Origin of the sequence: Arachidicoccus ginsenosidivorans (genome assembly GCF_007971385.1) — a bacterium.
Taxonomy (GTDB): domain Bacteria; phylum Bacteroidota; class Bacteroidia; order Chitinophagales; family Chitinophagaceae; genus Arachidicoccus; species Arachidicoccus ginsenosidivorans.
In genome coordinates this window covers 3,061,186-3,085,605 of sequence record NZ_CP042434.1, presented here as the reverse complement: position 1 = coordinate 3,085,605, position 24,420 = coordinate 3,061,186, and the positions used below count along the sequence as shown (strand labels likewise).

At 41.5% G+C, this 24,420-nt stretch carries 20 protein-coding genes, 1 tRNA gene and 1 pseudogene; 12 read left to right on the top strand and 10 right to left on the bottom strand.

Going from position 1 to position 24,420, the window contains the following annotated elements; all coding sequences use genetic code 11:
* Nucleotides 1–587 precede the first annotated feature (587 nt).
* Both FSB73_RS12310 and FSB73_RS24900 read left to right on the top strand, forming a co-directional pair.
* Nucleotides 588–2,882, top strand: a complete 2,295-nt coding sequence (locus FSB73_RS12310; protein ID WP_225973972.1) for an ATP-dependent helicase — start codon at nt 588–590, stop codon at nt 2,880–2,882.
* A complete protein-coding gene (locus FSB73_RS24900; RefSeq protein WP_225973971.1) occupies nt 2,873–3,019 on the top strand; it encodes a hypothetical protein in 147 nt (48 codons plus the stop codon). The genes FSB73_RS12310 and FSB73_RS24900 overlap by 10 nt, the downstream gene beginning before the upstream one ends.
* Nucleotides 3,020–3,163: 144 nt before the next feature.
* On the opposite strand, the gene FSB73_RS12305 is transcribed toward FSB73_RS24900, so the two are convergent.
* Nucleotides 3,164–4,174 (bottom strand): LacI family DNA-binding transcriptional regulator, encoded by a 1,011-nt coding sequence (locus tag FSB73_RS12305; protein ID WP_146782513.1) that lies wholly within the window; start codon nt 4,172–4,174, stop codon nt 3,164–3,166.
* Nucleotides 4,175–4,486: 312 nt separating this feature from the next.
* Here FSB73_RS12305 and FSB73_RS12300 point away from each other — a divergent pair, with 312 nt between their 5' ends.
* The 4 genes from FSB73_RS12300 (at nt 4,487) to FSB73_RS12285 (ending at nt 8,581) form a co-directional block, all read left to right on the top strand.
* Nucleotides 4,487–5,572 (top strand): S66 peptidase family protein, encoded by a 1,086-nt coding sequence (locus FSB73_RS12300; protein WP_146782510.1) that lies wholly within the window; start codon nt 4,487–4,489, stop codon nt 5,570–5,572.
* Nucleotides 5,573–5,614: 42 nt separating this feature from the next.
* A complete protein-coding gene (locus FSB73_RS12295) occupies nt 5,615–6,529 on the top strand; it encodes a S66 peptidase family protein (protein ID WP_146782506.1) in 915 nt (304 codons plus the stop codon).
* Between the two features lie 964 nt (nt 6,530–7,493).
* Entirely contained in the window at nt 7,494–8,390 is an 897-nt protein-coding gene (locus FSB73_RS12290; protein ID WP_158639525.1) for an alpha/beta hydrolase, read from the top strand.
* Entirely contained in the window at nt 8,387–8,581 is a 195-nt protein-coding gene (locus tag FSB73_RS12285; protein WP_146782500.1) for a hypothetical protein, read from the top strand. The genes FSB73_RS12290 and FSB73_RS12285 overlap by 4 nt, the downstream gene beginning before the upstream one ends.
* Nucleotides 8,582–8,832: 251 nt before the next feature.
* On the opposite strand, the gene FSB73_RS12280 is transcribed toward FSB73_RS12285, so the two are convergent.
* From FSB73_RS12280 to FSB73_RS24895, 3 genes and pseudogenes are all read right to left on the bottom strand, one after another.
* Nucleotides 8,833–9,669 carry a polysaccharide deacetylase family protein gene (locus tag FSB73_RS12280; protein WP_158639524.1) on the bottom strand — a complete coding sequence of 279 codons (837 nt, stop codon included), beginning with the start codon at nt 9,667–9,669 and terminating at the stop codon, nt 8,833–8,835.
* 190 nt (nt 9,670–9,859) lie between these two features.
* Nucleotides 9,860–10,420 carry a DUF937 domain-containing protein gene (locus tag FSB73_RS12275; protein ID WP_146782494.1) on the bottom strand — a complete coding sequence of 187 codons (561 nt, stop codon included), beginning with the start codon at nt 10,418–10,420 and terminating at the stop codon, nt 9,860–9,862.
* 67 nt (nt 10,421–10,487) lie between these two features.
* Nucleotides 10,488–11,572 (bottom strand): annotated as a pseudogene (locus FSB73_RS24895) (lactonase family protein).
* A 322-nt stretch (nt 11,573–11,894) separates the two neighbouring features.
* On the opposite strand from FSB73_RS24895, the gene FSB73_RS12260 reads away from it, so the two are divergent.
* From FSB73_RS12260 to FSB73_RS12245, 4 genes are all read left to right on the top strand, one after another.
* Nucleotides 11,895–12,737, top strand: a complete 843-nt coding sequence (locus FSB73_RS12260) for a DUF1266 domain-containing protein (protein ID WP_146782485.1) — start codon at nt 11,895–11,897, stop codon at nt 12,735–12,737.
* Between the two features lie 261 nt (nt 12,738–12,998).
* A complete protein-coding gene (locus FSB73_RS12255; RefSeq protein ID WP_146782482.1) occupies nt 12,999–13,832 on the top strand; it encodes a DUF2490 domain-containing protein in 834 nt (277 codons plus the stop codon).
* Nucleotides 13,833–13,956: 124 nt separating this feature from the next.
* Nucleotides 13,957–16,113 (top strand): peptidyl-dipeptidase Dcp, encoded by a 2,157-nt coding sequence (gene dcp, locus FSB73_RS12250; RefSeq protein WP_146782479.1) that lies wholly within the window; start codon nt 13,957–13,959, stop codon nt 16,111–16,113.
* Nucleotides 16,114–16,349: 236 nt separating this feature from the next.
* The gene (locus tag FSB73_RS12245; protein ID WP_225973970.1) at nt 16,350–17,576 is read left to right on the top strand and encodes a glycoside hydrolase family 27 protein; all 1,227 of its coding nucleotides are present in this window, start codon (nt 16,350–16,352) and stop codon (nt 17,574–17,576) included.
* Nucleotides 17,577–17,700: 124 nt separating this feature from the next.
* On the opposite strand, the gene FSB73_RS12240 is transcribed toward FSB73_RS12245, so the two are convergent.
* The gene (locus FSB73_RS12240; RefSeq protein ID WP_225973969.1) at nt 17,701–19,848 is read right to left on the bottom strand and encodes an alpha-galactosidase; all 2,148 of its coding nucleotides are present in this window, start codon (nt 19,846–19,848) and stop codon (nt 17,701–17,703) included.
* A gap of 430 nt (nt 19,849–20,278) precedes the next feature.
* Here FSB73_RS12240 and FSB73_RS12235 point away from each other — a divergent pair.
* Nucleotides 20,279–20,352 (top strand) — tRNA-Val (locus FSB73_RS12235).
* Nucleotides 20,353–21,139: 787 nt separating this feature from the next.
* On the opposite strand, the gene FSB73_RS12230 is transcribed toward FSB73_RS12235, so the two are convergent.
* From FSB73_RS12230 to FSB73_RS12210, 5 genes are all read right to left on the bottom strand, one after another.
* Complete coding sequence (locus tag FSB73_RS12230; RefSeq protein ID WP_146782476.1) at nt 21,140–21,373, bottom strand: hypothetical protein; 234 nt, start codon at nt 21,371–21,373, stop codon at nt 21,140–21,142.
* A gap of 141 nt (nt 21,374–21,514) precedes the next feature.
* Nucleotides 21,515–22,132, bottom strand: a complete 618-nt coding sequence (gene traK / locus FSB73_RS12225) for a conjugative transposon protein TraK (protein WP_146782474.1) — start codon at nt 22,130–22,132, stop codon at nt 21,515–21,517.
* Nucleotides 22,133–22,172: 40 nt separating this feature from the next.
* Nucleotides 22,173–22,733, bottom strand: coding sequence for a hypothetical protein (locus tag FSB73_RS12220; RefSeq protein ID WP_146782470.1), 561 nt, complete (start codon nt 22,731–22,733; stop codon nt 22,173–22,175).
* Entirely contained in the window at nt 22,733–23,017 is a 285-nt protein-coding gene (locus FSB73_RS12215) for a hypothetical protein (RefSeq protein WP_146782467.1), read from the bottom strand. Before FSB73_RS12215 ends, FSB73_RS12220 begins: the two co-directional genes overlap by 1 nt.
* 121 nt (nt 23,018–23,138) lie before the next feature.
* On the bottom strand, nt 23,139–23,387 hold the full coding sequence (locus FSB73_RS12210) for a hypothetical protein (protein ID WP_146782465.1): 249 nt from the start codon (nt 23,385–23,387) through the stop codon (nt 23,139–23,141).
* A 198-nt stretch (nt 23,388–23,585) separates the two neighbouring features.
* Between FSB73_RS12210 and FSB73_RS12205 the strand changes: the two genes are divergently transcribed.
* Entirely contained in the window at nt 23,586–24,395 is an 810-nt protein-coding gene (locus FSB73_RS12205; RefSeq protein WP_146782463.1) for a type IV toxin-antitoxin system AbiEi family antitoxin domain-containing protein, read from the top strand.
* Nucleotides 24,396–24,420 lie beyond the last annotated feature (25 nt).

Here is a 24,420-nt window from a genome sequence, read left to right as displayed (position 1 = left end):
AAATAAGTTGATTCATTTTTTTTAACGACCAACACAGCGAAGATATTTGATACAAACTAGATCCTTTGGAGACTTCTCCATTCTATAGCAAGCAAATTGAAGACGCCTGCCAAAAATAAGTCCGGAAACGCCAGATCCGCTCTGACCTGATCTGACCTTACCTTCCTTACTACCTTCCGCTATAAAAGCCCCAAAATAACCATCGATGCATCTTTTTATAGCCCTATTGCTATAGATCGCTATAAAAATACACAAAATTGACACTCTATTGCTTCTAAATTAATCTGCAATTTCATTTAAAGGTCAGTAACAACCAATCTCCGGTACAGTTGCTTTCTAGTGTCCTTATTATTTAGCATAGATAACTGCAACTGCCGTCAAACTGCACCACATTACATAAGTATAAACATTCATAGATATCTTATTGATTTTAACCTGATTTTATAATCAATTTACCTTCCATTTAAAGCCGGATAGCTGAAATTATTACAATAAACAATTTGTGCATAAATATATCAGCCGATTTGGGGCTGGAAGGTACACACAACTGGTAAGGGCTGCTGTTTTTTTGGTATCTTGCAGGCCCTATGCAAGATTATTTAAAAGGACTCAACGACAGACAACACGAAGCAGCCACACATATCAATGGGCCACTGATGATTGTAGCGGGCGCAGGCAGCGGCAAGACCAAAGTACTGACGACTCGTATCGCACATTTAATGGCCAAAGGGGTGGATGCCTTTAATATATTGGCGCTGACTTTTACCAATAAAGCAGCCGCAGAAATGAAGGAACGTATCGAAAAAATGCTGGGCAACAACGAAGCCCGCAATCTCTATATTGGTACTTTCCACAGCGTATTTGCCCGCATTTTAAGAGGAGAGGCGCACCGACTGGGCTATCCGAATAGTTTTACGATCTACGACTCGGATGACAGTAAAAGTGTGATCAAGGCCATTGTCAAAGAAATGGAATTGGATGACAAACAGTACAAACCCAATGTGGTGCTCAGCAGAATTTCCCAGGCGAAGAGTTCGCTTATCGGACCGCTGCAATACCAGGAAGATTACTACCTGCAACAGGAAGACCAGCGCACCAATCGCCCTGCCATTGGAAGGATCTATAAATTATATGCTGAGCGGTGCTATAAAAATGGCGCGATGGATTTTGATGATTTGTTGCTCAAAATGTATGAGCTACTTAATACTTTTCCGGAGGTCTTACTTAAATACCAGCACAAATTCAGGTATGTGTTAATCGATGAGTATCAGGATACCAATGCGGTTCAATACCAGATCACCAAGCTTTTGGCTGCCGCCCATGAAAATATTTGTGTGGTGGGAGATGACGCCCAGAGTATTTATAGCTTCCGTGGCGCTACTATTGAAAATATTTTGCAGTTCCAAAAAGACTATGATGACGTAAAAGTGGTTAAACTGGAACAAAATTACCGTAGCTCTAAAAATATTATCGAGGTGGCCAATACGGTCATCCGCCAGAATAAAGGGCAGATACCAAAAGATCTTTGGACAGACAAAGAACAAGGGGATACGATCAAAGTGGTCGCCACCATGACTGATAATGAAGAAGGCAAGTACGTGTCCACGATGATCCAGGAATTAAAGCTGCGCAATCATTACCATAATAATGATTTTGCCATTTTATACCGCACCAATGCACAAAGCCGTGCCTATGAGGAAAACCTCAGAAGAACGGGCATTGCCTATAAGATATATGGAGGACTAAGCTTTTACCAAAGAAAAGAGATCAAAGATTATGTCGCCTATCTAAGGGTTATCGCCAACACTCGTGATGAGGAAGCGCTTAAACGCATTATTAATTATCCGGTCAGGGGCATCGGCAAGACTTCCATGGAAAGACTGCTGACGATCGCCAACCAGCATAACCTGACCTTATGGGATGTGCTGCTGCGCGTAGGGGAAACAGGCCTGAAAGGTGCTGCATTGGAAGCCGTTAAAAAGTTCATGACCATGATGCAGTACTTCCAGTCGCTGCAAACCCATAAAAATGCCTACGAGATTGCCTTTGAAGTAGGCAAGCATACCGGGCTGGTTAAAGAATTGTTCAACGACAAAACGGTTGAAGGCCTGGCGCGTTATGAAAACGTCCAGGAACTGCTCAACTCCATCAAAGAATGGACAGATCAACAACAAAACCTATCTCAGATTGATGAAGAAGGCACCGTTCAGGACGATATAACAGATGAGACCCTGCAAAATGCGACTACGCTGGGATTATATCTGCAGCAAATAACATTACTAACAGATGCGGACAAGGATAAAGAAGATGCCGACGTTGTAAAATTAATGACCATCCACGCTGCCAAAGGCCTGGAATTCCCGGTGGTTTTTGTCGGAGGCGTAGAAGAGACCATCTTCCCCAGTGGCATGAGTATCAATACCAGAGAAGAGCTGGAAGAAGAACGCCGGCTGTTCTATGTGGCCATTACCCGGGCCAAAGAAAAGCTCTGGCTGACGCATGCCAACAGTAGGTACCGTTTTGGTAATCTTGTATCCAATGACCCCAGCAGATTCTTAGAGGAACTGCCCAATGATTATATCGACAAGAGTTATTCAGGGGGTACCGGTAGTGGATATGGCGGATTTGGCAATAGCTCCAGGGGAGAAAGTACTTTTGGCGGAGGTTTTAGCCGCAGTGGCGGTGCCGGTAGTAGTAATGGTCATAATGACGCCGCTGCTGCCGCACGTAAATATGGTCCCCGCCTGCCAAGAAAAAGCAGACTTATAAACCGACCGTGCTCCCTACGCAGGCTCCGCCGCAGCAAAAGGTCAATGTCCATGTTCCTAAAGGTGATTTTGTTCCCAGTGATACCAGCGGTTTACTGGAGGGTATGCAGGTAGAGCATCTGAAATTTGGTTTTGGCACCGTCATTAAGATGGAAGGTGCTGCCCACAACAGGATTGCCACCGTAGATTTTAGCACCAATGGAGAGAAGAAAATAATGCTGAATTATGCTAAATTAAGGATCATAGAATAAAGTATTATGAATCTTCCTAAAAGCATAAATGGAGTCGGTGTTTACCGACTCCATTTATGCTTTTAGGATTTTATAGAGTATTTTCTTGGGTATGTAGAAATGTAAAGCCTATCCCGGATAAACCCGAATGGGTTTATCTGCCTCCTACTCTTCTCGTAGTGCAATCAGCTCGCCATCCAGCACGATTTGCTTGGTTTCCAAGTCTTCACCATTCATGACAGCCATCAACATTTCTGTGGCTTTTCTGCCCTGCTCATAAGGAAACTGCTCAATAGAAACCAGTGGCGGTGTATCCAGATAGCTGCGCATAGGCAGATTGGAATAGCTGACAAAGCAGATATCCTTATTGATCACCAGATCTGTATGTCTTTTGACATACTGCATGGCATCCAGCGCTACATAATCATTAAAGGCGATTACGGCAGTAGGTCTGTTTTTCTGGGATAAAATATCTTTCATCGCGCTCCAGCTGCTCTCTTTTGTCAGATCGGAAGAAGAAAACAAAGAAGGGTCGGTCTTCGCTCTTTTTCTACTTAGACCTTCCATGAAGCCCCGCATGCGTTCATTGGTCGCCGTAAGGGTTTGTGGCCCTTTTAATAAAGCAATATGACGATGTCCCTGGTCCCACAGAAAATCAACAATTTTGATGGAGCTTTTAAAAAGGTCGCAGGAAACCGTATAGGTATCCTCTTCTTTTGGCACTCTGTCAAAGAAAACAACTGGTATATTGTAGTTGCTTAGTTTTTGAAAATGTTCAATATTGCGCGTGGATTTAGAAAGCGATACCAAAAGGCCATCGATTCTGTTTTTAATAAAAGTAGCCAGTATCTGTTTTTCTTTTTCTACATCGTCATGGCTCTGGCCAAATAACACATTGTAGTTATTCTCAAAAGCCACATCTTCAATCCCACTGATGGCTTGGGAAAAGAAATTCTCGGTCAACTCCGGCAGGATCACCCCCAAAGTAAAAGTCTTACCCATTTTAAACTGAATCGCTGCCTGATTGGGCTCATAGTTTAATTCTTTGGCCACTTCCTGCACCCGCATTTTGGTTCTTAAACCAATGCTGGGATGATCATGGAGTGCCCTGGATACTGTTGATATGGATACACCAAGCTTCTTGGCGATTTCTTTAATAGTGGCTTGTTTACTCATTGAACTAGAGAAAATTTGGGGTTTTCAGTTGCACGTCGGAAAGATACGCAAATTTGCGTAAATTCTATTCAACGGGTCGCACAAACATTCGTTAGATTCGGTTGTTCTTTCTTTTTTATCTGAAACTGAAAGGTTTACAACCTTCATCACGTGGGCAATCACAATTTTTATTACCTTCACCCTGTGGCCTTATTAATACTAATATTCGACCATCCGGACAGAGGAATACCTGAAAAGGCGTCGATCTAATTAAGTAAGATAATAGGAACATTAATTGTAGCCCATAAAACGCTAGGTGATAAGTGATAAGCAATGGACAGATCTAAATTTCTAAAAACAGCGGGCGCATTGCTCCCGCTTAGTTTGTGCAGTAAAAATGCCTTACTCGGTGCAATGAATACGCATCAAAAACTGAGTCCTGATGACAATCAGTCGTTCAATACTGGAGACTTGGCACTCAGGTCCGCTTCAAAAATTCCGCCATACCTGCAAAAGGGAGATTGCATCGGTATTACCAGTCCTTCGGGACATATTCAATATAAAGAACTACTGCCGGCCATTAGCCGGATCAAATCCTGGGGGCTGACCTTTAAAACGGGGCAGACTATTGGTCTTAAAGATGGTACTTTTGGAGGAACGGATCAGCAGCGTGCCACTGATTTTCAGCTAATGCTGGAGGATCCTGCCATTAAGGCCATTCTTTGTGCCAGGGGCGGCTATGGAGCCGTCAGAATTATCGACCGTATTGATTTTTCCTCCCTGAATAAAAATCCTAAATGGATTATTGGTTTTAGTGATGCGACTGTATTTCATATGCATATCGCCCATAACTATCATATGGCCACTTTGCATTCTAAAATGTGTAACAGCTTCCCGGATAACTGGGATAAAGCGACCGAACAACAAAAGGCAACGATTGATTCTATCCGCGATGCCCTGATGAATACACAAAAGATGCATTACCGAAGTCTTATGAATCCTATGAACAGATCCGGTAGCGCTGAAGCGGAATTAATTGGCGGCAATATGCGCACCATTGAGAATCTTTCCGGTACCCGGTCCAGTCTTGAGGCAGCCGGCAAAATCCTGTTTTTAGAAGAAACCCATGAATATTTATATAATATGGACCGCATGCTCTGGAACCTGGAACGTACCGGACAGCTAAAGCACTTAAAAGGATTGATTATTGGTGCTATGATCCGTACGCCGCAACGTGATCCTAATGATGAAATGAATAAGTCTATCTACGAGTTGGTCATGGAAAAAGTAAAGGAATACAACTATCCAGTTACTTTTGATTTTCCGGTCGGACATATTGTGGAAAACTATGCACTCAAATGCGGGGTACCCCACCGGCTGGACGTTACTACCATCGGAACGACTTTAACGGAGCTGTAACCAAGCCTTTTTTTGCATATTACAATGAATCAATTACAACTTATGCCCATACGAATACCACCCGCACTTAAAAAAAATGACCTGATTGCTATGGTTGGTCCTTCAGGTTACATAGAGCTAAAAAGAACCAAAGATTGCGTAAAGACTTTACAGGCATGGGGATATCAGGTTTTTGTAGATCAGGACACTGTGGGCGCTGACTCCGGCAATTATTTTGCAGGATCAGATGCGATTCGCGCAGGGCACCTGCAACTGGCACTGGATAATCCAGCGGTAAAAGCAATCTTATGTGCCCGTGGTGGCTACGGAATGAGCCGCATTATTGATCAGCTGGATTTTAAGGCTTTTAAAAAATCGCCTAAATGGGTGATTGGCTATAGTGATATTACGCTTTTGCATTTGCATCTGAATAGTAAAGTAAAAGTGGCCTCTTTGCATGCCCCCATGGCAGCAGCTTTTATGTCAGATCAAGACACCAGTTATCTTAGCTATTTACATAAAGCACTAAAAGGGAATCTGAGCAATTACAAGTTCGCCCCACATCCAGCTAATAGAACAGGTAAAGTCACAGGGGAACTGATTGGCGGCAATCTTTGCCTTTTAGCGCATAGTGTCGGATCTGTCTCTGAGCCTGATCTGAAAGGTAAAATTCTCTTTATTGAGGACGTTGGTGAACATTTTTATACCATTGACCGGTATTTATGGCAGCTGAAACGAGCTGGCTGGCTCCATAAAATAGCCGCCTTACTGGTGGGTGATTTTTCTTCTACCAAGGATACAACCAGACCTTTTGGCAAGACCATGACAGAGATCATTATGGATGCGATCCCTAGTGATCTGCCAGTGGCTTTTGATATACCTGTCGGGCATCAAAGTGCCAATATAGCCTTAAAATGCGGCGCACGCCATACACTACATATTGGCAAAGGGGCAGTAACTTTAAAGGAACAAAAATAGATAGTAGCGCCTCAGAAAAATAATTTGTCTATCTAAATGCATTTAAATCTATCTACTAAACAGCTGGTTCTCAAAGACCAGATATCTGCTCCATTGTATCTATAATTTGTAATTTAAACAGCTGATTGTCAACCATGATATTAAATACGTCTCCCGGCATTTTAACAATAAAAAAATTGTCATTAATTTTGACAATAATAAAATTGTTAAATGCAAAATGTAGCTAGACAAATCGCCTCTAAAACTATTTTTTATGCAATCCGTGAAATTAAACGCATCAAGATGAATTTAAATGCCGGAGCTAATATTCAAATTGTAGCTCCCAGAAGGGTCGGTACTTTCTAGATAATGCTGATGAGAGATTTATACACATTTATTTACAGGTAGACAACGCTAGATCAAAAAATGAATTCTTTAAAAAATTGGTACCTGCTATGATCCATGTTATGGGCCCTATTACAAATGAGCATACCGGTTAATTTACAATTTTTCGCTTTTTAACTTATTTAAGAAACAGGACAAAAGCTGTTTTTAAAATAACAATAGTTAAGAGAAGTATCGTTAAAAAAGTGGAGAAGTTATTTTAGGACGGATCAAGGCTTTTTTAGTGATAATAAAATAAGAAATACTGAGCGGCCAATTATAAGGGAAAAATGGTCATATCAAATTAAATTAAATTAAATTAAGAGCCGACAATCATTTGAAATTAACATAAACAGCTTTATAAGATGATCTGTAAATCAAATCAAGGGGTTAAATTGAGAACTGGACAGTATTTTGAGAATTTACAATCATATCATTGAATTTGACAATAAAGTGGACAAATAAATGGGAAAATTTGCCAAATTATGCCTGTAACCCCACAATAAAGGTAAAATAGATAGGTATCTTTAAAGATTTAAACCAAATAAATAATAGCACAACAACGATGAAGCCCTTTCTTAAACGAGTTATACCGCACAATTTGCATAGATCAGCGAACCTTCATCCTGGATCTCATTTCAAACGCGCAGGTTGGATCTGCGCCATACTCCTACTAATGTTGCCTGGAGCCTTCCAGGTACAGGCACAAGTCAACTCAGCGGTAAGCCCCCCAACATCAAAGCCACTAATAAAACAGCATACAGAGTGGCTCACTGGGGTTCGAGACACTTCATATACCAGTTTTAGCGATTTTCAAAAAAACCTTAAACACTATCCTTTTATTCAGCTGGTTCCAGATTCCAGTACGGCAGCAGTAACAGAAAAACGAAACCTGGTCTATGCGGATTTGCATGGTAGAAAACTGCATATAGATGCATTTTTGCCCACCGCTTCTCTAAACGCAAAAGCAACTATACCGGCCATATTGATTATCCATGGAGGTGGTTGGCGCTCCGGCGACCGGTCCCAGCATATCCCGCTCGCCCAACACCTGGCGGCAAATGGCTTTGCCTGCTTTACAGTAGAGTACAGGTTATCGACGGAAGCTTTTTTCCCAGCGGCTGTTTATGATTTGAAAGCTGCTGTTCGCTGGCTCAGAAAAAACAAGCAAAAGTTTAATATTGATGGCCACAAAATAAATGTACTTGGCTTTTCCGCAGGTGGTGAACTGGCCGCTTTCTTAGGTATGACAAACGGCCTTAAAAAGTTTGAAGGTGATCAGGGCAATGGGCACACTTCCAGTAAAGTCAATGCAGTCATTGATATCGACGGCACGTTGTCCTTTGTGCATCCTGAGGCTTCCGAAACCCAGCATCCTGATAAAATCGGTGCCTCCGCCTGGTGGTTGGGCTACCCCAGAACCCAAAGGCTGGATCTTTGGAAGGATGCCTCTCCATTGACTTATGCTGCAAATAATACAGTTCCTTTTATTTTTTGAATAGCGCTTTAGAGCGGATGCACGCCGGCAGAGATGATTTTAAAAAATTAATGGATGCCAAAGGCGTCAAGGTTAAAATTATTCCCTTTGCGGATACACCGCACTCTTTTTGCCTCTATAGGCCCTGGTTTGGGAAGGTAGTAGCAGATGTTACCACTTTTCTGCAGGAAATTTACGGACTGCATAAGTAAATATCCAGTGGTTTTGGGCATAAAGTTATAGGTCTGTCCGCCGTAAAATCAATTTAATTTTATTGTTTTATGAACCGGATCCCCTTTCGGGGAGTGTAAAATACCAATGGAAGAAATCTGAAGTAAAATTCTGGATCGTTCTTTGTCTACTTCCCACTAAAAGGCCAGGCGCCCCTTATACTTGAAGTATATCGGAACGTCTGGCCTTTTAAAAAGATCGAATGTTGACCACCTAGAAGGTCGCCAATGTATTATTTCCCTTTTTGAATCAGCGGATAATGGTCAATGGTTTCAAAGACGTAATCCGGATGGGTTTTAAGAATCTGTACAAATTTACGCAGGCTGTCTTTATATTGGTCACGGAACATTCTGTCGTGCGCCAAAATAACCACCGCATTGGAAGCATAGGTTCTTCCATCTGCTAAAATATCCTCGACTTCTTTGGCCATTTGTTCGGCACCCTGTACGGGAACGGATCTTCTGCCAAAGCGCCATTCAAGATCCCAACCAACGGCGTTATAACCGGCGCTGCCCAGTCGCTTACAAACTTCCAATGAAGAGTGTGGCCCTTTGATTTTACCGTTTTCTACCCAGGAGTTCATACCGGGCAGTCTGACGATTTTAACAGGCACTTTCAGCTCTTTTTCGCCCAGATAGATATCCTGCATGGCACTGTCCGGGTTGGCATAGAATTCACGGTAGTGATCTCTGAATCCATGTGAATGACTGTGGTTTGCCAGTAAAAATTGTGGATAACTGTTACGGATAGTGTCTACGATTCTTTCTCTGGATGGACTGAACTGATGCATACCTACCATAAAGAAAGTCGCTTTTACCCCTTCCTCTCTAAAAACTTCCTCACAATTAGTGGTTCCTGGAGGCTGCGGGCCGTCATCCCAGGTGAGGTAAACGTATTTTTTTGCGGGATCCAGTTTAATGGAAGATCCTGGCTTTAGGACTGTAACAACACTGTCCTTAGCGGGTTTATCTGTCTTGTTTTCTTTTGCTCCGTCCCCTTTGCAGCTCGCAAAGACGGCTACTACTGAAAGTGTAAGTGCTGTTTTAGCCAGCAGTTTACTCATTACCATGCGCATGTTGATTTTTGTTAGATGTTTTAATAATTGGCTTAAAGCTATAAGGAAATTTACAAACCAACTAAATTTCCCTGTAAAATTTTAAAAATCTGGTTTTCCCGGTTGTCTAAAAAGAAAATCCGGCACTGTTTTTTTGCAGTACCGGATGATTATTTTTGATAATATCTTACTTGATAAAGATGGATTATCCGCCAAACATACCTTTTAATTTACCTAAGATACCACCACCGCTTTGTTCAGTTGAGCTATTGTTATCTCCTGTAAAAAGGGACATCGCATCTCCCAGATTAATCTCTCCATCACCGTTCCTATCCAGTATGCTTTTCAGGTCAATCCCGGCAGTTTTCCCACCTGTGAGTTGATTGACCACTCCTTGAAGATCCAGACTGCTGTCGTTTGGATCATTTACTTTATTGGTCAGTTTGCTGAGTACAGCAGGGATTATGGAAGCCCCTAGAGAGCTGGCTGCCGATGGGCTGATGCCCAGTTTCTCTGTTAATTTACTAGTCAGATTGCCAGTCATCTGTTGGGTGGTATTATTGCCAGCAATATCTGTTTTTTTACCGGTGAGCATGCCCAGGATATCAGAGATTCCCCCTCCTTTCAATCCGTTTTCCAGATCGCCCAAAATAGAATGGGAGGCTTCCTCAGCGACTGCTCCAGCCTGTTCATTAGGTACATCAGGATGGGCTTGAACGGCCTGCCCTGCGGCATTTTTAATTAGGTTTACAATTTCATCTAACATTGTTTTAAAGAATTAAGCGTGAACAATTGAAATTCTACATTTCAAAATACACCATTTTTTGCTAATCTCATTTATTTTTTTGCGCAAACAGCAGAGCAACAGGCCTCGGCAGGGTAATCATCTGGGATGTTTCGCTGAGCAGGCCTGTCGTTGCATCTCTTTTATAAACCCTTACTGTATTGTCATCGCGGGTAGCGACGAGTAAGAAGTGGCCAGTCGGATCAATAATAAAGTCCCTTGGATGTGGGCCTGTACTTTGATGGGCTACTTCCTTTAAAAGTCCGTCTGGCTGCACCTGAAAGATGGTCAGATCATTGGCTTTCCCTCTATTGGAGGTATAAACGAACTTTCCGTCAGGTGATACCCGGATGGCAGAAGCGCCTTTATCCGCATTGGCGGTATCCTCTACGGTGGTAGATACCAGGGTTTGTAAATAACTTAATGAATCATTATGCCAGCTGTATACCATAAGTTGGGCATCCAGTTCATTTAACAGGTAGGCATACTTATGATTGGGGGAAAATGCGATATGGCGGGGCCATAGCCGGCAGGGATCTTGTATTTAATAGCGCCAGCTTCATCTACCGGCAATAAGTTATTGATTTTAAATGGATACTGATAGAGGGTATCGTTGCCCAGATCGCAGACAAATAAGTATTTTTGATCCGGAGAGAAAATCGTGGAGTGTACATGTGACTGGGTCTGTATTTTCTTATTGGCACTGGTTCCTTTATGAGCAATGATCTGAGTCGCAGGCCAGAGTTTGCCACTGGTGTCGGTCTTATAGATGGAGAAGTTGCCACCATTGTAATTGGCTTCAGCCACATTCTTTCCCAAAGAGTCTATGGATACATAGCAAGGTGCGTCGCCATTGGTAGGCTGTGTATTCAGGAAATCTAATTGTCCTGTCTGGTCATTAAAAGCAAAAGCTGAGATCATCCCTTTGGTTTTATCATCTGTATTCTCATTAACTGCATATAGATATTTCTCGTTTTCTGATAAAGCCATATAGGATGGGTTCACAACATGGTTGGTATGTGCTACTTCAGTCATCTGACCACTGGTATCGTCAAAATCATATACATAGATTCCTTCACTGGCATTCCCGTCTGTATAGGTGCCTACAAGTAAAAAGTACTTATTTTCTCTCATCTTTTTGGATTGACAGCGTTGCATGGTCATCATAATGATCAAACCCAGACAACATATTTTAAAAAGCTTACCCATAAATGAAATAATTTATAATAGGCACCAAAATTATCCATTTTCATCTGTATTTGGGCGGGATAAGGGTCTTTTATTTATATTAATTCCTAGTGCTCAATCATCTATCAAATTGATTATCAATTGAAAATTAATTCAGGATAGTAATCCGGTGCATTTTCACATTAAATAAACAATAACATATTTTGCCGGTTACTTTGAACACGAAGCTGGATATTTGCCACATTTGACAGTATAACGATAATATCTCATGAGACGACTTCTTACTTGTATTTGTGCGCTGACTTTGAGCTCCTTTTTGTTTTGGGGCTGTGGTTCAGGTAAAAATAATAAAGACTCAAACACTAAAAATACACAAAATAACGATGTTCAGGTTAAAGACGACACGCTAAAAGGATTTATGCTGGCGGGCGTTTATTTTGTACAAGGTTATGGTGGAATGGACAAATTTGAGACGAAGCTGAAGACATTGATTAATCAGGATAATACCGGCGCTCCTTTTTTGACACTGCTGGATAGCGCCTACCACAAAACCTTTGTATTTCCTTTTGGCAGGTCTGCTAGCCAAAAGGTGGATTCCAGAAACACGCTTTCTGACTGGTTCCAGATTTCGAGTCAGCATGACTTCTTCCTCTTTTTAAACAATCTGAAAGACAGTGGCTTCCAGTCGCATTATGAGTTAACCAAAAAAGTCCTGGATGCGAATGGCGGTAAAAATGCCGAAGTCAACAAAATTGATCTGAAAGCAAATCAACTGCCGGAGGGCAGTGATGTCTTACTGCAGTTTGTTAAGGATAATTATGACGACTTTTCCCCGGCAGGTATCAAGGCCTGGAATATCGGCCTCTATGTTTATATTGTCAACTTAGGCTACAGCGCTGAATACATAGATCCTGTCAATGCCAAGGCGCTCATTTTGGAGCAATTAAAATTGGCGGAAGCGCAATACAAGGACTGGAACACTTATTTTAGTGATTTTATGCTGGGCAGGGAATTTTCAGGGGTGGCCAAATCTGAAAATGAGGTCTATAAAGCTGCTATTAAGGGTATGCTGCAAGGGCATTATAGCATGTATACTTATATGCCGCTTTAGTTCCATAAAAGCATTCAATGGTTCGATAATAATAACGCCCCTCATTTTTTTAAAGAAAATGAGGGACGTTATTATTTTGTAGCTATTTATAATAACTGGTGCTTATAAAAAGCTGTTTTATCATAAAAACTGGCATCTTCTGTGGCGCTATCTTCCAACAATTGATTATTTTTATTTAGATCTGGTAACTTATAACATGTAATTGATAACGGGTAAAGAGAGCAGTTCTCTTAAAATCAGCCAATAGGCTATTATATCATTATGGATCCAATCCGCATCATACGCTGTTTTCCTCGTGCACGCCACCTGGCAATTTATATGATATGCCTGCTTATTGCATTGAATAGCTCTACTCGACTGTTCGCCCAGATTTCTCCTCCCGGGTTGAGTGATACCCGTGTATCGTCCTGGATGGCGGTTGGGCTGGATCAGTCTTTAGATAAAGACCAGTCCTGGCAATCCTTCTCCTATATCGGTTATGGCTTTATGAGTAATCCTGCGGGAGTCTATAATTTATTTGAGAAGCCATCCATGATGATTGTAAATCAGGAAATCAAAAGAAAACTAACGGACCATTTTAGCGCCACCGGCGCTCTGAGCTACCGGTGGCAATACCGCTATCAAGATGCTAAACCCTTTCACAAAGCTGACCCTTCCTCAAAAAAGGAGTTCAGGATTTATGGAAAGCTTTCTTATAACTGGAAAACGGACAAAATCAAATGGAATATTGATTTTAGACCGGAATATCGAAAATTCTTTTTACCTAGTTTTGATGGTGAGACGCCGCGTAATGCTCTAAGAGCCAGATTTAAATTGAAATCCACCATCCCGCTGGCTAATAACAATTGCCATTTTCTGATTCTCTCCGCGGAAAGTCTCTTTCAGAACGAAAAAGTGCTGCCATTAGGACAGGATAAGGGTGACTGGACGGGGTTTTTCTATGATGACAGTCGATTTTGCCTGTACTACCGGTATGCACCTGCTGGTTGGCCAGTTTATGGCGAAATAGGCTACATGAATAACCTGGCAGGCAAATCCCCAACTATTTCCATGCACCATATTGGGTTGGACATTGTCTTTAAGGATTTATTTTAAGGGTCAGGATCTGCTGGATTAACGTTTGTTATAGGCGCGTTTCTTTTTTTTCGAAAAACAAACAACCGTTACCTTTGCCCTAAATTTTGTATTTTCACCGTTTCTAAGAAAAACAAAGGATCCAATGAAGACAATCAAAAAACTTTCAATGGTGCCCCTGGCTGCTGCCCTACTTATGGCAGGTGCTTGTGGTAATAATAACCAACCATCAAAAACCGATACAACAGTGGATACGTTAAGTAGTGAAAATCCTTTTTTAAAGGCCAGCACCCTAGCCTATCATGCGCCTGATTTTACCCATATCAAGGATGGTGATTTTAAACCGGCCATTCTTGAAGGCATGAAACGCCAACTGGCGGAAATCAAAAAAATAACAGATAACCCGGATTCTGCCACCTTTTTGAATACCCTGGTTCCTTTGGAGCAAAGCGGGGATGTGCTCAAAAGAGCTTCAGCCGTATTTAACCTTTTGACAGGTGCCAATACCAATGATTATTTACAGCATGTTCAAGAAGAGCTTGCTCCTTTGCAGGCAGCCCACCAGGATGCCATATACTTAAATAAAGCCTTATTTGACAGGATTACTGCGGTATATAATAACTTGAGCAAATCTAATCTTGATAGTGAGTCCAAAAGGTTGGTCCAGTATTATTACCAGGAGTTTGTCCTGGCCGGGGCTAAACTGTCTGAGGCGGATAAAGCGCAGCTGAAAAAGTACAATGAACAGGAAGCTTCTCTTAGCGCCAAATTTACCAACCAACTTCTGGCTGCCGCCAAAGCGGGTGCTTATATTGCCAATAGCAAAGATGAGCTTGCTGGTATGTCCCAGGGGGCTATTGATGCGGCGGCAGAGGATGCAAAGGCAGCTGATCTTAATGGTAAATGGTTGCTTCCTTTGCAAAACACCACGCAGCAGCCAGCCCTCGGATCGCTGACGGATCGTTCTACCAGGGCCAAACTTTTTGAACTTTCCTGGAACCGCGCTGAAAAGGGCGATAGCAATGATACACGTAAGACCATTGCTACTATTGCGCAGTTAAGGGCTAAAAAAGCAGCTTTATTGGGTTATCCCAGCTATGCGGCCTGGAAACTGCAGGACCAGATGGCCAAGACACCTGAAGCAGTGGATAAGTTCTTTGCCAGTCTGGTGCCGGCAGCTGTGAAAAAGGCGCAAAAGGAAGCGGCAGATATACAGCAAGTCATTGATTCTACACATGGCGGTTTTCAACTGGAACCTTATGACTGGGATTATTACGCGGACAAGGTCAGAAAAGCCCGTTATAACCTGGACGAAAATGAAATCAAGCCCTATTTTGAGCTGAATAAGGTACTGGAAGATGGGGTGTTTTATGCGGCCACACAACTCTACGGCATTACGTTTAAGGAAAGAAAGGATATTCCTGTCTATCAAAAAGATGTCCGGGTTTTTGAGGTCTTTGATAAAGATCAATCACCTATGGGTCTTTTCTACTGCGATTATTTTAAAAGAGATAATAAATCGGGCGGGGCCTGGATGGACAATATTGTTACTCAATCCAAATTACTGGGCACCAAACCAGTAATTTATAATGTGTGCAATTTTACAAAACCAGCGCCCGGTCAGCCGGCACTTATCAGTTTTGATGATGTCACGACCATGTTCCATGAATTTGGTCATGCGCTCCATGGGTTCTTTGCTGACCAGCAATATCCGAGCTTGTCAGGTACTAGTGTCGCCCGAGATTTTGTAGAGTTCCCCTCTCAATTTAATGAGCATTGGGCTTTGGAACCAAATGTATTAAAACACTATGCTATTCATTATAAGACTGGTCAGACGATCCCGCAGGACCTCGTGGATAAAATCAAAAAAGCCAGTACTTTCAATCAAGGGTATATGTTGACTGAGCTGCTGGCTGCAGCAGCACTGGACATGCAGTGGCATAAATTAAAAGCGGATGCACCGCTGCAGGATGTGGATAGTTTTGAATTGCATTCCCTTCAAAAGACAGGGCTTTATCTAAAAACCGTGCCTCCGCGGTATCGGTCCAGTTATTTTCTGCATATATGGGGCAATGGTTATGCTGCCGGCTATTATGCTTATCTCTGGACAGAAATGCTGGATGACGATGCTTATGAATGGTTCAAAGAACATGGCGGACTAACCAGAGCAAATGGCCAGCGTTTCCGCGATATGATCTTATCCAAAGGCAATACGGAAGACCTTGAAAAGCTTTACCGTGCCTTTAGGGGCCAGGCTCCCAGTATCAAACCAATGGAAGAAAACAGGGGCTTACTGGAGTAAAGCTTTTTCTAATCACATTCATATAGAATCTACTTATACCAGAGAAGCAATTTTGAAAATTGCTTCTCTTCTTTTGTATTTATGCATCAGTTGGGGGCAATCCATCATCCATTGCTGGGTCGCACGGATAGAAATTACTATTTAGATTTTTTAGGTGACCTCGATCTTTATAAGCAAAATTGAATATCTTTAGGACTTACCTTATTTATACACACGTTTAAATTTTCTTAAACTCCATGCAAAAGATAAAAACAATCCTGATGGCAGCTGTATTTTTCTGTGCCTGCCTTACCGGTTTTAGTCAAAGATCTAAACTCGCGCCTACACCGCCAATGGGTTATATGACCTGGAATTATTATGCCGATAAGATTACTGAGCAGGATGTGCGGACCATCGCCGATGCCATGGTGGCCAATGGGCTGGTACAAATAGGCTATGACTATATCTTTATTGATGATGGCTGGCAAGGTGGCCGCGATAATAGAAACAATATAATCCCGGATCCTAAAAAGTTTCCTTCTGGCATTAAAGCGTTGGCGGATTACGTGCACAGCAAAGGCATCAAACTGGGTATCTACTCTGATGCGGCGCCTTTAACCTGTGCCGGTTATACGGCCAGTCTTCATTTTGAAGAGCAGGATGCCAAGACTTTTGCGTCCTGGGGTATTGATTATCTTAAATATGATTACTGCGGCGCCCCTCCTGACAAAGAAACAGCCATGAAGCGTTATAAAAAAATGGCCGACGCCTTAAGTAACTCTGGACGAGATATCGTTTTTGGTATCTGTGAATGGGGTGGCAGACAACCCTGGACTTGGGGCGCTGAAGTAGGCGGCAATCTCTGGCGCATTGACGGTGATATCCGCGATAAATGGTCGGCTGATTTTGATGCACCTGGCACGCCCAAGGGCGGCATCGGTATCCTGGATGCAGTGAATAGAAATGCGGATCTGGTTCAGTACGCTGGTCCTGGCAAATGGAATGACCCCGATATGCTTGTAGTTGGATTATATGGGCGCAAAGGGCCTTCTGGGGATTTAGGAGGTGTAGGTTGCAATGACATTGAATATCAATCCCAAATGTCTCTGTGGTGTTTACAGGCTGCTCCGCTTATGATCACTTGCGATGTTGCTCATATGAACGAGGCAACAAAACGCATTCTGACCAATAAAGAAATACTGGCGATCGATCAGGATCCATTGGGCAAACAGGCCGAAAGAAAAATAAATAAAGATGGCTGGCAAGTGTACCTGAAACCACTCTCAGATGGCAATTATGCCTTGGGTATTTTAAACACAGATTCAACCAGCAGAAAATATAATATAAGCCTGGAGCAACTGGGACTTTCTGGAAAGTATAATACATTAAATGTATGGACAGGTGAAACGAAGAAAAAACAGTCAAAACTGAGCTATGAAGTTAAACCCCATGCAACCATCGTGCTTAAGTTGAATCAGCAATAGTTAGAGGATTATTTTCGCAAATGGCAAGTTTAAAATAAAAAAGTGGTTGGATAGAGCGCCTCGGGGTTCTATCCAACCACTTTTGTATTGGAGCTTTTTACTTTTGCTTGCCGGTCTTTCAGGATTAATCGGTGGCGGTAAGGACTAAAACAACGCTTGATCTACCTGCATTTACAACAGGATTGAATCCCACCTCCATTAAAAATGAACCGGAATAACTATTTTCTTTATTAAGCTTTATCTTGGACTTTGCCCCCTTATACAAATTGACTTCTTCAATTTTATAGTGTTTGTGTGCATCCAGGCCTTTTAATTTTACAGGTAATTCGCTGCCGGCATCGTAGCGGTTGGAGACCAAATAGCTAAACATAACGGCCTTACTTTTATCTGTATTTACATACATTATTGAGGCAAAATCATGATTCCAGGGGCTTACCAAGCGGTATTGATCACCATGCCAGATCACGTCTGATAATTGATCATATTGTTTAACAGCATCCTTGCAAAAGGTTAGTTCTTCTGGTTTTAGCTTACTAACTGGGATATCGAATCCGAGCTTACCCATCATTGCGACATCAACTTTATATTTTATGGGTTGGCTGCCCCAATTAGTAACATGGTTGGCCGAGGCAATGGCGGGATAAAAATAAGAGTATTCCCACTGCAGGTATATGCGCTCTAAAGGATCCGTATTATCACTTGGCCAAAATTCGGTAAAATATTTAAGAGCCGCATAATCAACCCTTCCTCCACCACCTGAACAGAGCATCATGGGCACTTTAGGGTATTTTGCTCGGATTCTTTCCAGGACTTTATAAAGGCCTCTTACATATTCTACATACAACTCCGATTGGTTTTTTAAATGTGCAGAATAGGCATTGTAAATAACCGCGTTGCAGTCCCATTTTATATAGGCGAGTGTCGGGTTTTTAATAAACAGTGAATCTACGATACCGAAAACAAAATCCTGAACTTTAGGATTACTCAGATCAAGGACCAGCTGGTTCCTGAAATAATATTCCGGCCGGTTGGGTTGTTTTATGACCCAATCCGGGTGATTTTCATATAATTCGCTTTTTGGATTGACCATTTCCGGCTCTATCCAGATCCCGAATTTTACACCCATTTGATCAGCCTGTTTTACAACCGCCTGTATGCCATTAGGTAGTTTCTTTTTATTGGCCTGCCAATCACCAAGTCCCGCATGGTCGTCATTTCTGGGATATTTATTGCCAAACCAGCCGTCATCCAGTAAAAACAAGTCTACGCCTAACTTTTTGGTATCCCCCAGTATTGCTTTTAATTTTTCTTCGTTAAAATTAAAATTAGTTGTTTCCCAATTGTTCAGCAAGGTTAACCTACTACCCTGGCCATCCAATATCCGGTATTTCCTGGCCCAGGCCTGGAGGTCCCTGCTTGCCTTCCCCGTTCCTTTTTGAGAGAGCGTATATAAGAATCTGGGGGTTTTAAACAATTTACCAGGTGCCAGTTCATACGCATCTGCAAAATTATTCATCCCGGCAATAACACGCAGGTTATTTTGATTATCTAATTCCAGGTCAATGCGGTAATTGCCGCTCCATTCTATGGATCCTAACATCACCTCTCCTTGGTCCTCCTCAGGCGCCTTCCCATTTGAAACCATAAATATCGGAGGCTGAAATAAATCAGCTCTTGTTCCAAGTTTTGTATCTAGTGTTTTAATACCGTGAGACAATTTGGTTACTTCGGGCTGCATCTCTCTGGCCCAATCCCCATGATATTGCTTTAACCAGAAATCACGGCCATACCAATAGAGATTTGCTGAAGCAAATTTATTAAGCCGGACATCTCCTTGCTCATTTTGCAGAATCTCCGCCCACTGTTCAACGACATTTTCTGTCTGATAGGCTCTATAAATCAGGGTTACTTTAAAATCATAAACAGGATCTTTTAGCTGAACGCTGGTTTCTACGATATCATCAGACACCTTTTTAATTGAACTGCTGACATATTGTAAAGCTAAAGACGTATTACCATCCGCGTGAATGACACTGATAGCAGGCTCAAAAAGATTTCTTGAACCAGCAGTCGAATAAGGGGCATTTGAAACACCGCTCGGATCTCCAGCTTGCTGTAATTGCTGCTTAAACTGAATATAATCATTTTTATCTTCAAGCTTTTTGCCAAAATAGCTAACATGCAACAAATGGCCTTTATCAACAGTCAATACCATGGCAGAATTCTTAGTTTCTATAGGTATTACCTGTCCACTGGCCACAGTGTAACTCATTACTACACTTACCGGTAATATGAATAAAATATTTCGCCAAATAAAACGAATTTTACAATACTGAGAGAGCATATTAAATATATTCAATTAAAAAAGTATATGAAAATACTAAATTAAAGGATTATAATAAAGAAACATCGGATTTGTCCTATTTATTATTGATTTATAAGTCTTCCACTTTTATATTATCAATAAGTTGATGAAAGGAATATCTAAAGGCCTTTTTTAAAAATACACCTGCCAGGTGTAAGAATGCTGTAAACAGCCGAATAACAAAGGTCAAAATCATAGTTGATAGGTTTAAAGGTTCAAAAATAAATTTACATTAACATAAATATTAATATAAAAACAAATACTAGGCATTTTGCCAATAAAAATATTATTTCAAAATTTCAATTTTATAATAATTACACTACATTTGCAATCCAAAGAATCTTTAGCTCAGTTGGTTAGAGCGTTACCTTGACATGGTAAAGGTCACTGGTTCGAATCCAGTAAGGTTCACCCTATTGGACAGGCGCGAAAATTCCGCACCTGTCCAATTTTTTTTATCCTGTAACTTATTAATAATCAAGAAAATAAGGCCGGTGGCTTCATTGACTTTTGCGGTTCGATATGTTCCATTTTCAAAAAACAGTTTTTCGTCGAATATCGAACCAATTATTGCACGCTTAGTTTCCAGATTATTTGTTTTAAAGAACTCTCCTATTTTAATTAATGCATCTATGGCATTATTAAGAATGCTGCTTATATCCTTGACAGTAGCATTGAAATTCGCCACCCGCGATTCGAGCGCTGTAATCTTTCCTTCGGCCTCTCTTTTTATTTCTTTGTATTCATCCGGATCAATCTTATCATGAAGCATTAAACTCCTTGCCTTTTGCACCATCATATTTTGTTCTTCTATCTGATCAGATATCTCCTTAATTCTTTTATTCAAATCCTGATTATATGTCGTTGTGGATGTCAGAACAATCTTTTTATATAATTCTGCAACAGCTGGTTGAGGGGTGTATTTTTCAAGCTCTTTGTAAAATGCCTCATTTACAACCTCTGCTTTTTCCCTAAATCCACATGAAGGTTTACAATGATAATAATAATAATAATATTGCGACCTTCCTTTTGAAGCACTGCCAGTCAGATTATCACCGCATTTGAGGCAAGCTAAAAAGCCTCTTAGTGGCAGCAATTCATCTGAAACAACTTTAGGAGTATAAGTTGGCTTCCGCAGCCGCCCATCAAGCGCTTCCTGGGTCCGGTAAAACAAACTTTCAGAAATAAGAGGTGTGTGTTACCCTTTAACAAGCCTGCTTTCTTCATCCTTATATTTAGGAATGAAGATCAAACCACAGTAAACAGGGTTCCGGAGCGCTACCCAAAAATTATTCTTACCACATCTTAATCCCTTCTTTTTAGCTATTCTCCATACGTCCACTACAATAAGATTACTGTCTGCAATCATTTCAAATGCCCATTTCATTATCTCACTGTACTTCCCATCTGGTGTAATATATTTTTTGCCCATTTCGGTTATACGATTCAGATACCCTACTGGCATTCAGGTAATCGGCCGCTTTCCGCTGTTGGACAACAGCCCACCTTGCTAACCTGCCCGGATTGCCGGAAGGCGGATGCTTTTTTAGTAATGAGAACATAATATTGTTTTCTAGCGTTTTTGAATGTTCAGATCATGGTTATCGATGATCTGCCACCTTTCGATCAGGAAGCCGTGTGTATTGTTGTCGGATTGTTTAAACCTGCGCAGCAATCCTTCAGTAACAAGGTTGCGGGTGACAATGCTGGTCGGCCTGGTAATAGTGAGCTTACCGTAATAACGGAAGTACAACGGATCCCGGTTGAGGTCAAGGCTGATACTGTCTGTTTGTATCCGCTCGGAAATATTGGCGCTGACTACGTTGGAGAAAAAGCCGCTTTCCCGGAGGTTGCTGTAAACACTCTGGGCAGAACCGTCGGCCAGATACAGCGCTTTTGTTATATGCTTAACGTTGTCCTTTTCATCAGGGTCTAAAGTAAAGAACCAGTAATGGAACATATTAATATGGTCGCGTAGCTCCACCGGGAGATTGTCTTCCCTGTTGGCGGCCATTGCTTCCACCAGCTTACCATTATACAGGATCCATATTTTATTCTGTATCTCGGAGACTTTTTTAAAGGCATTATATTCAGTAAAGCAGCAGAATGCAACACTAACACAGATGATCACCAGTGTAAAAAGCCATACGTGACGAAATGAGGTTTCTATATTTCTAAGTTGTTTCAGCATGATGATATTTTAGGAAATGATAAAATGAAGAGGCTCCTGGTCATATTTTGCCACCGACAACAGGAAGCATTTTATTAGCCTTATGCAGTAACGTGTCTTTACCGCCACCGCCGGCCTGCATAATATAGCCCGCCACCGAAGGCACCGTTGTATAGCCAACAATACTGATCACCATAAATATGAGATAGGCGAAGGTGTTTACATTGTCATCCACCGTCATGAGTTCCAGTATCTTGCTGCTGATAGCGCCGAAAATATTGGCAACAGGCAGCCACATAAACACATTGATATTCCTGCTTACCCAATGACTGAGCGTATGATGAAAACCGTCAAAAGTGGCCAGTCCAAGCACCAGCGGACCGATAATAACCAGTACGATCAGGTAAAAGGTCCGTATCGTATCGATGGCCAGTCCTGCTACAGCATAGAGCATCTCAAGAAAATCCTTTATAAAGGATATGAACATTTCCTTTATCCGGAAAAAGGAAAAGGCATTACCCAAGAAACCCTTTGGCTGTCCGGAGTCATCCGGCTGCTCATACTGCGCCCACTGGTCCGGGGATCCTGATGATGTTGCGCCTACAGTCTCCGGCTGTTCCATCACCTGCTTTTTCTGCTGGTTGAGATAATCTCAATGGCTTTGTTGCTGTCCTGTGCCATTGTTGCTGTCGCATCAGAGACAGGTTGCAATACGCCGTTCATCATGCTAATAAGCGCCGGAAATAATATAGCGATCCCCAATCCAAAGGGTTTCAGCAAAGGATAAAAATCCACCGGCTCCGCCCTGGCTATGTGGCCCCATACCCTGGAGCCTATATACCAGACTGCCGCAAAACCGGCGATGGCACGACCAACGCCTATCAGCCTGCTACAGAGCGGAAGCATCTCCTTAAAAAGATTTTCCAATACATGATGTAAAGAATAGATGCTCTATCCGAGGCTCTGTGCATGACTTGTAGCAGGCAGCAAAAGAGCGGTATCATTTATTGGTGTTTGGTGGTAAACTTTATGGCTGGTGTCTAAAATAACCTTTTCTCTTTTGTTCATCCGTGCTGACACGGATATAGAGGTAAGTGAATGCCATTTGAGTATTGTTTTGAGTAAAGACAATAAATTTACCAACAATAGTTGGACAACTATCGAATGAAAAAGTCGCAAAAGTCAAAGTAAATGCAGAAAAATAACCTTTTGGTTTTAAGGCTATAATTAGAGCTGCTATTGACAAATGAACAGTATCAGATATCCACTTTCTCAATATAAATTACCACGAATTGACAGCAGAAAAAGTCTTATATTGCATAATGAGTGACAATTAGACCCCTATTGCAAATAAAAACTTAACTGATATGCTAAAATAATTGACAAAAAATTTGAAATTAATCCTGCAAACCTTTAAGTTTGCCATTGCAAAAGCGTTTAAATCCAACCCATATCGCAATCAGTTACTAAAACCATGGCCGAACAATACAAATATATAAACGCCTATATTGATGACCAAAGGGCAAACGGTAAGTATAGCTTTACTACCGAAGGATTGCATAATCAATTAGGCGTATCTGAAAATGCTTTGAAGAAAACCTTGCAACGGCTCAAAAATCAGGAATCCGTAGTAATGCTTCGTAGAGGTTTTTATGTCATTGTTCCACCCGAATACAGGGCCAGAGGTATTATTCCGACCAGTCTGTATGTAAATGACCTGATGAAGTTTTTGAACCGGGATTATTATGTGGGCCTATTAAACGCAGCCGCTTATCACGGGGCAGCTCATCAGCAACCCCAAAACTATTCCATAATTACTGAAGGTATTGCTTTGAGGCCGATCAAAAATGATAAAGTAGACATTTATTTTTACATCAAGAAATCCTGGAATAACAAGGATATCATAAAGAAAAAAGTAGATACGGGTTATATCAATATTTCATCACCGGAACTGACCGCCTTGGATTTGGTTAGCTATTATAATGAAGTGGGCGGATTTAACCGGGTAGCTACTGTAATTGAGGAATTGAAAGAAGTGATAAACCCTGATAAATTAGTAGAAACTGTAAAGCAGTATGATGAAATATCAGTAGTTCAACGCCTGGGATATATATTGGAATGCATTTTAGAGGAGAATGAATTGAGTAATGCCTTATACAGCTATCTTGAATCTATTGGATATTATCCCGTTTTACTCCGACCACAAAGAAAGAAACCTGAAAATATGATAACTGGCAACAAATGGAAAATTGTGCCTAACGTAAAAATAGAAGCAGATATATGATACCACAGTCGTACATAACCGCATG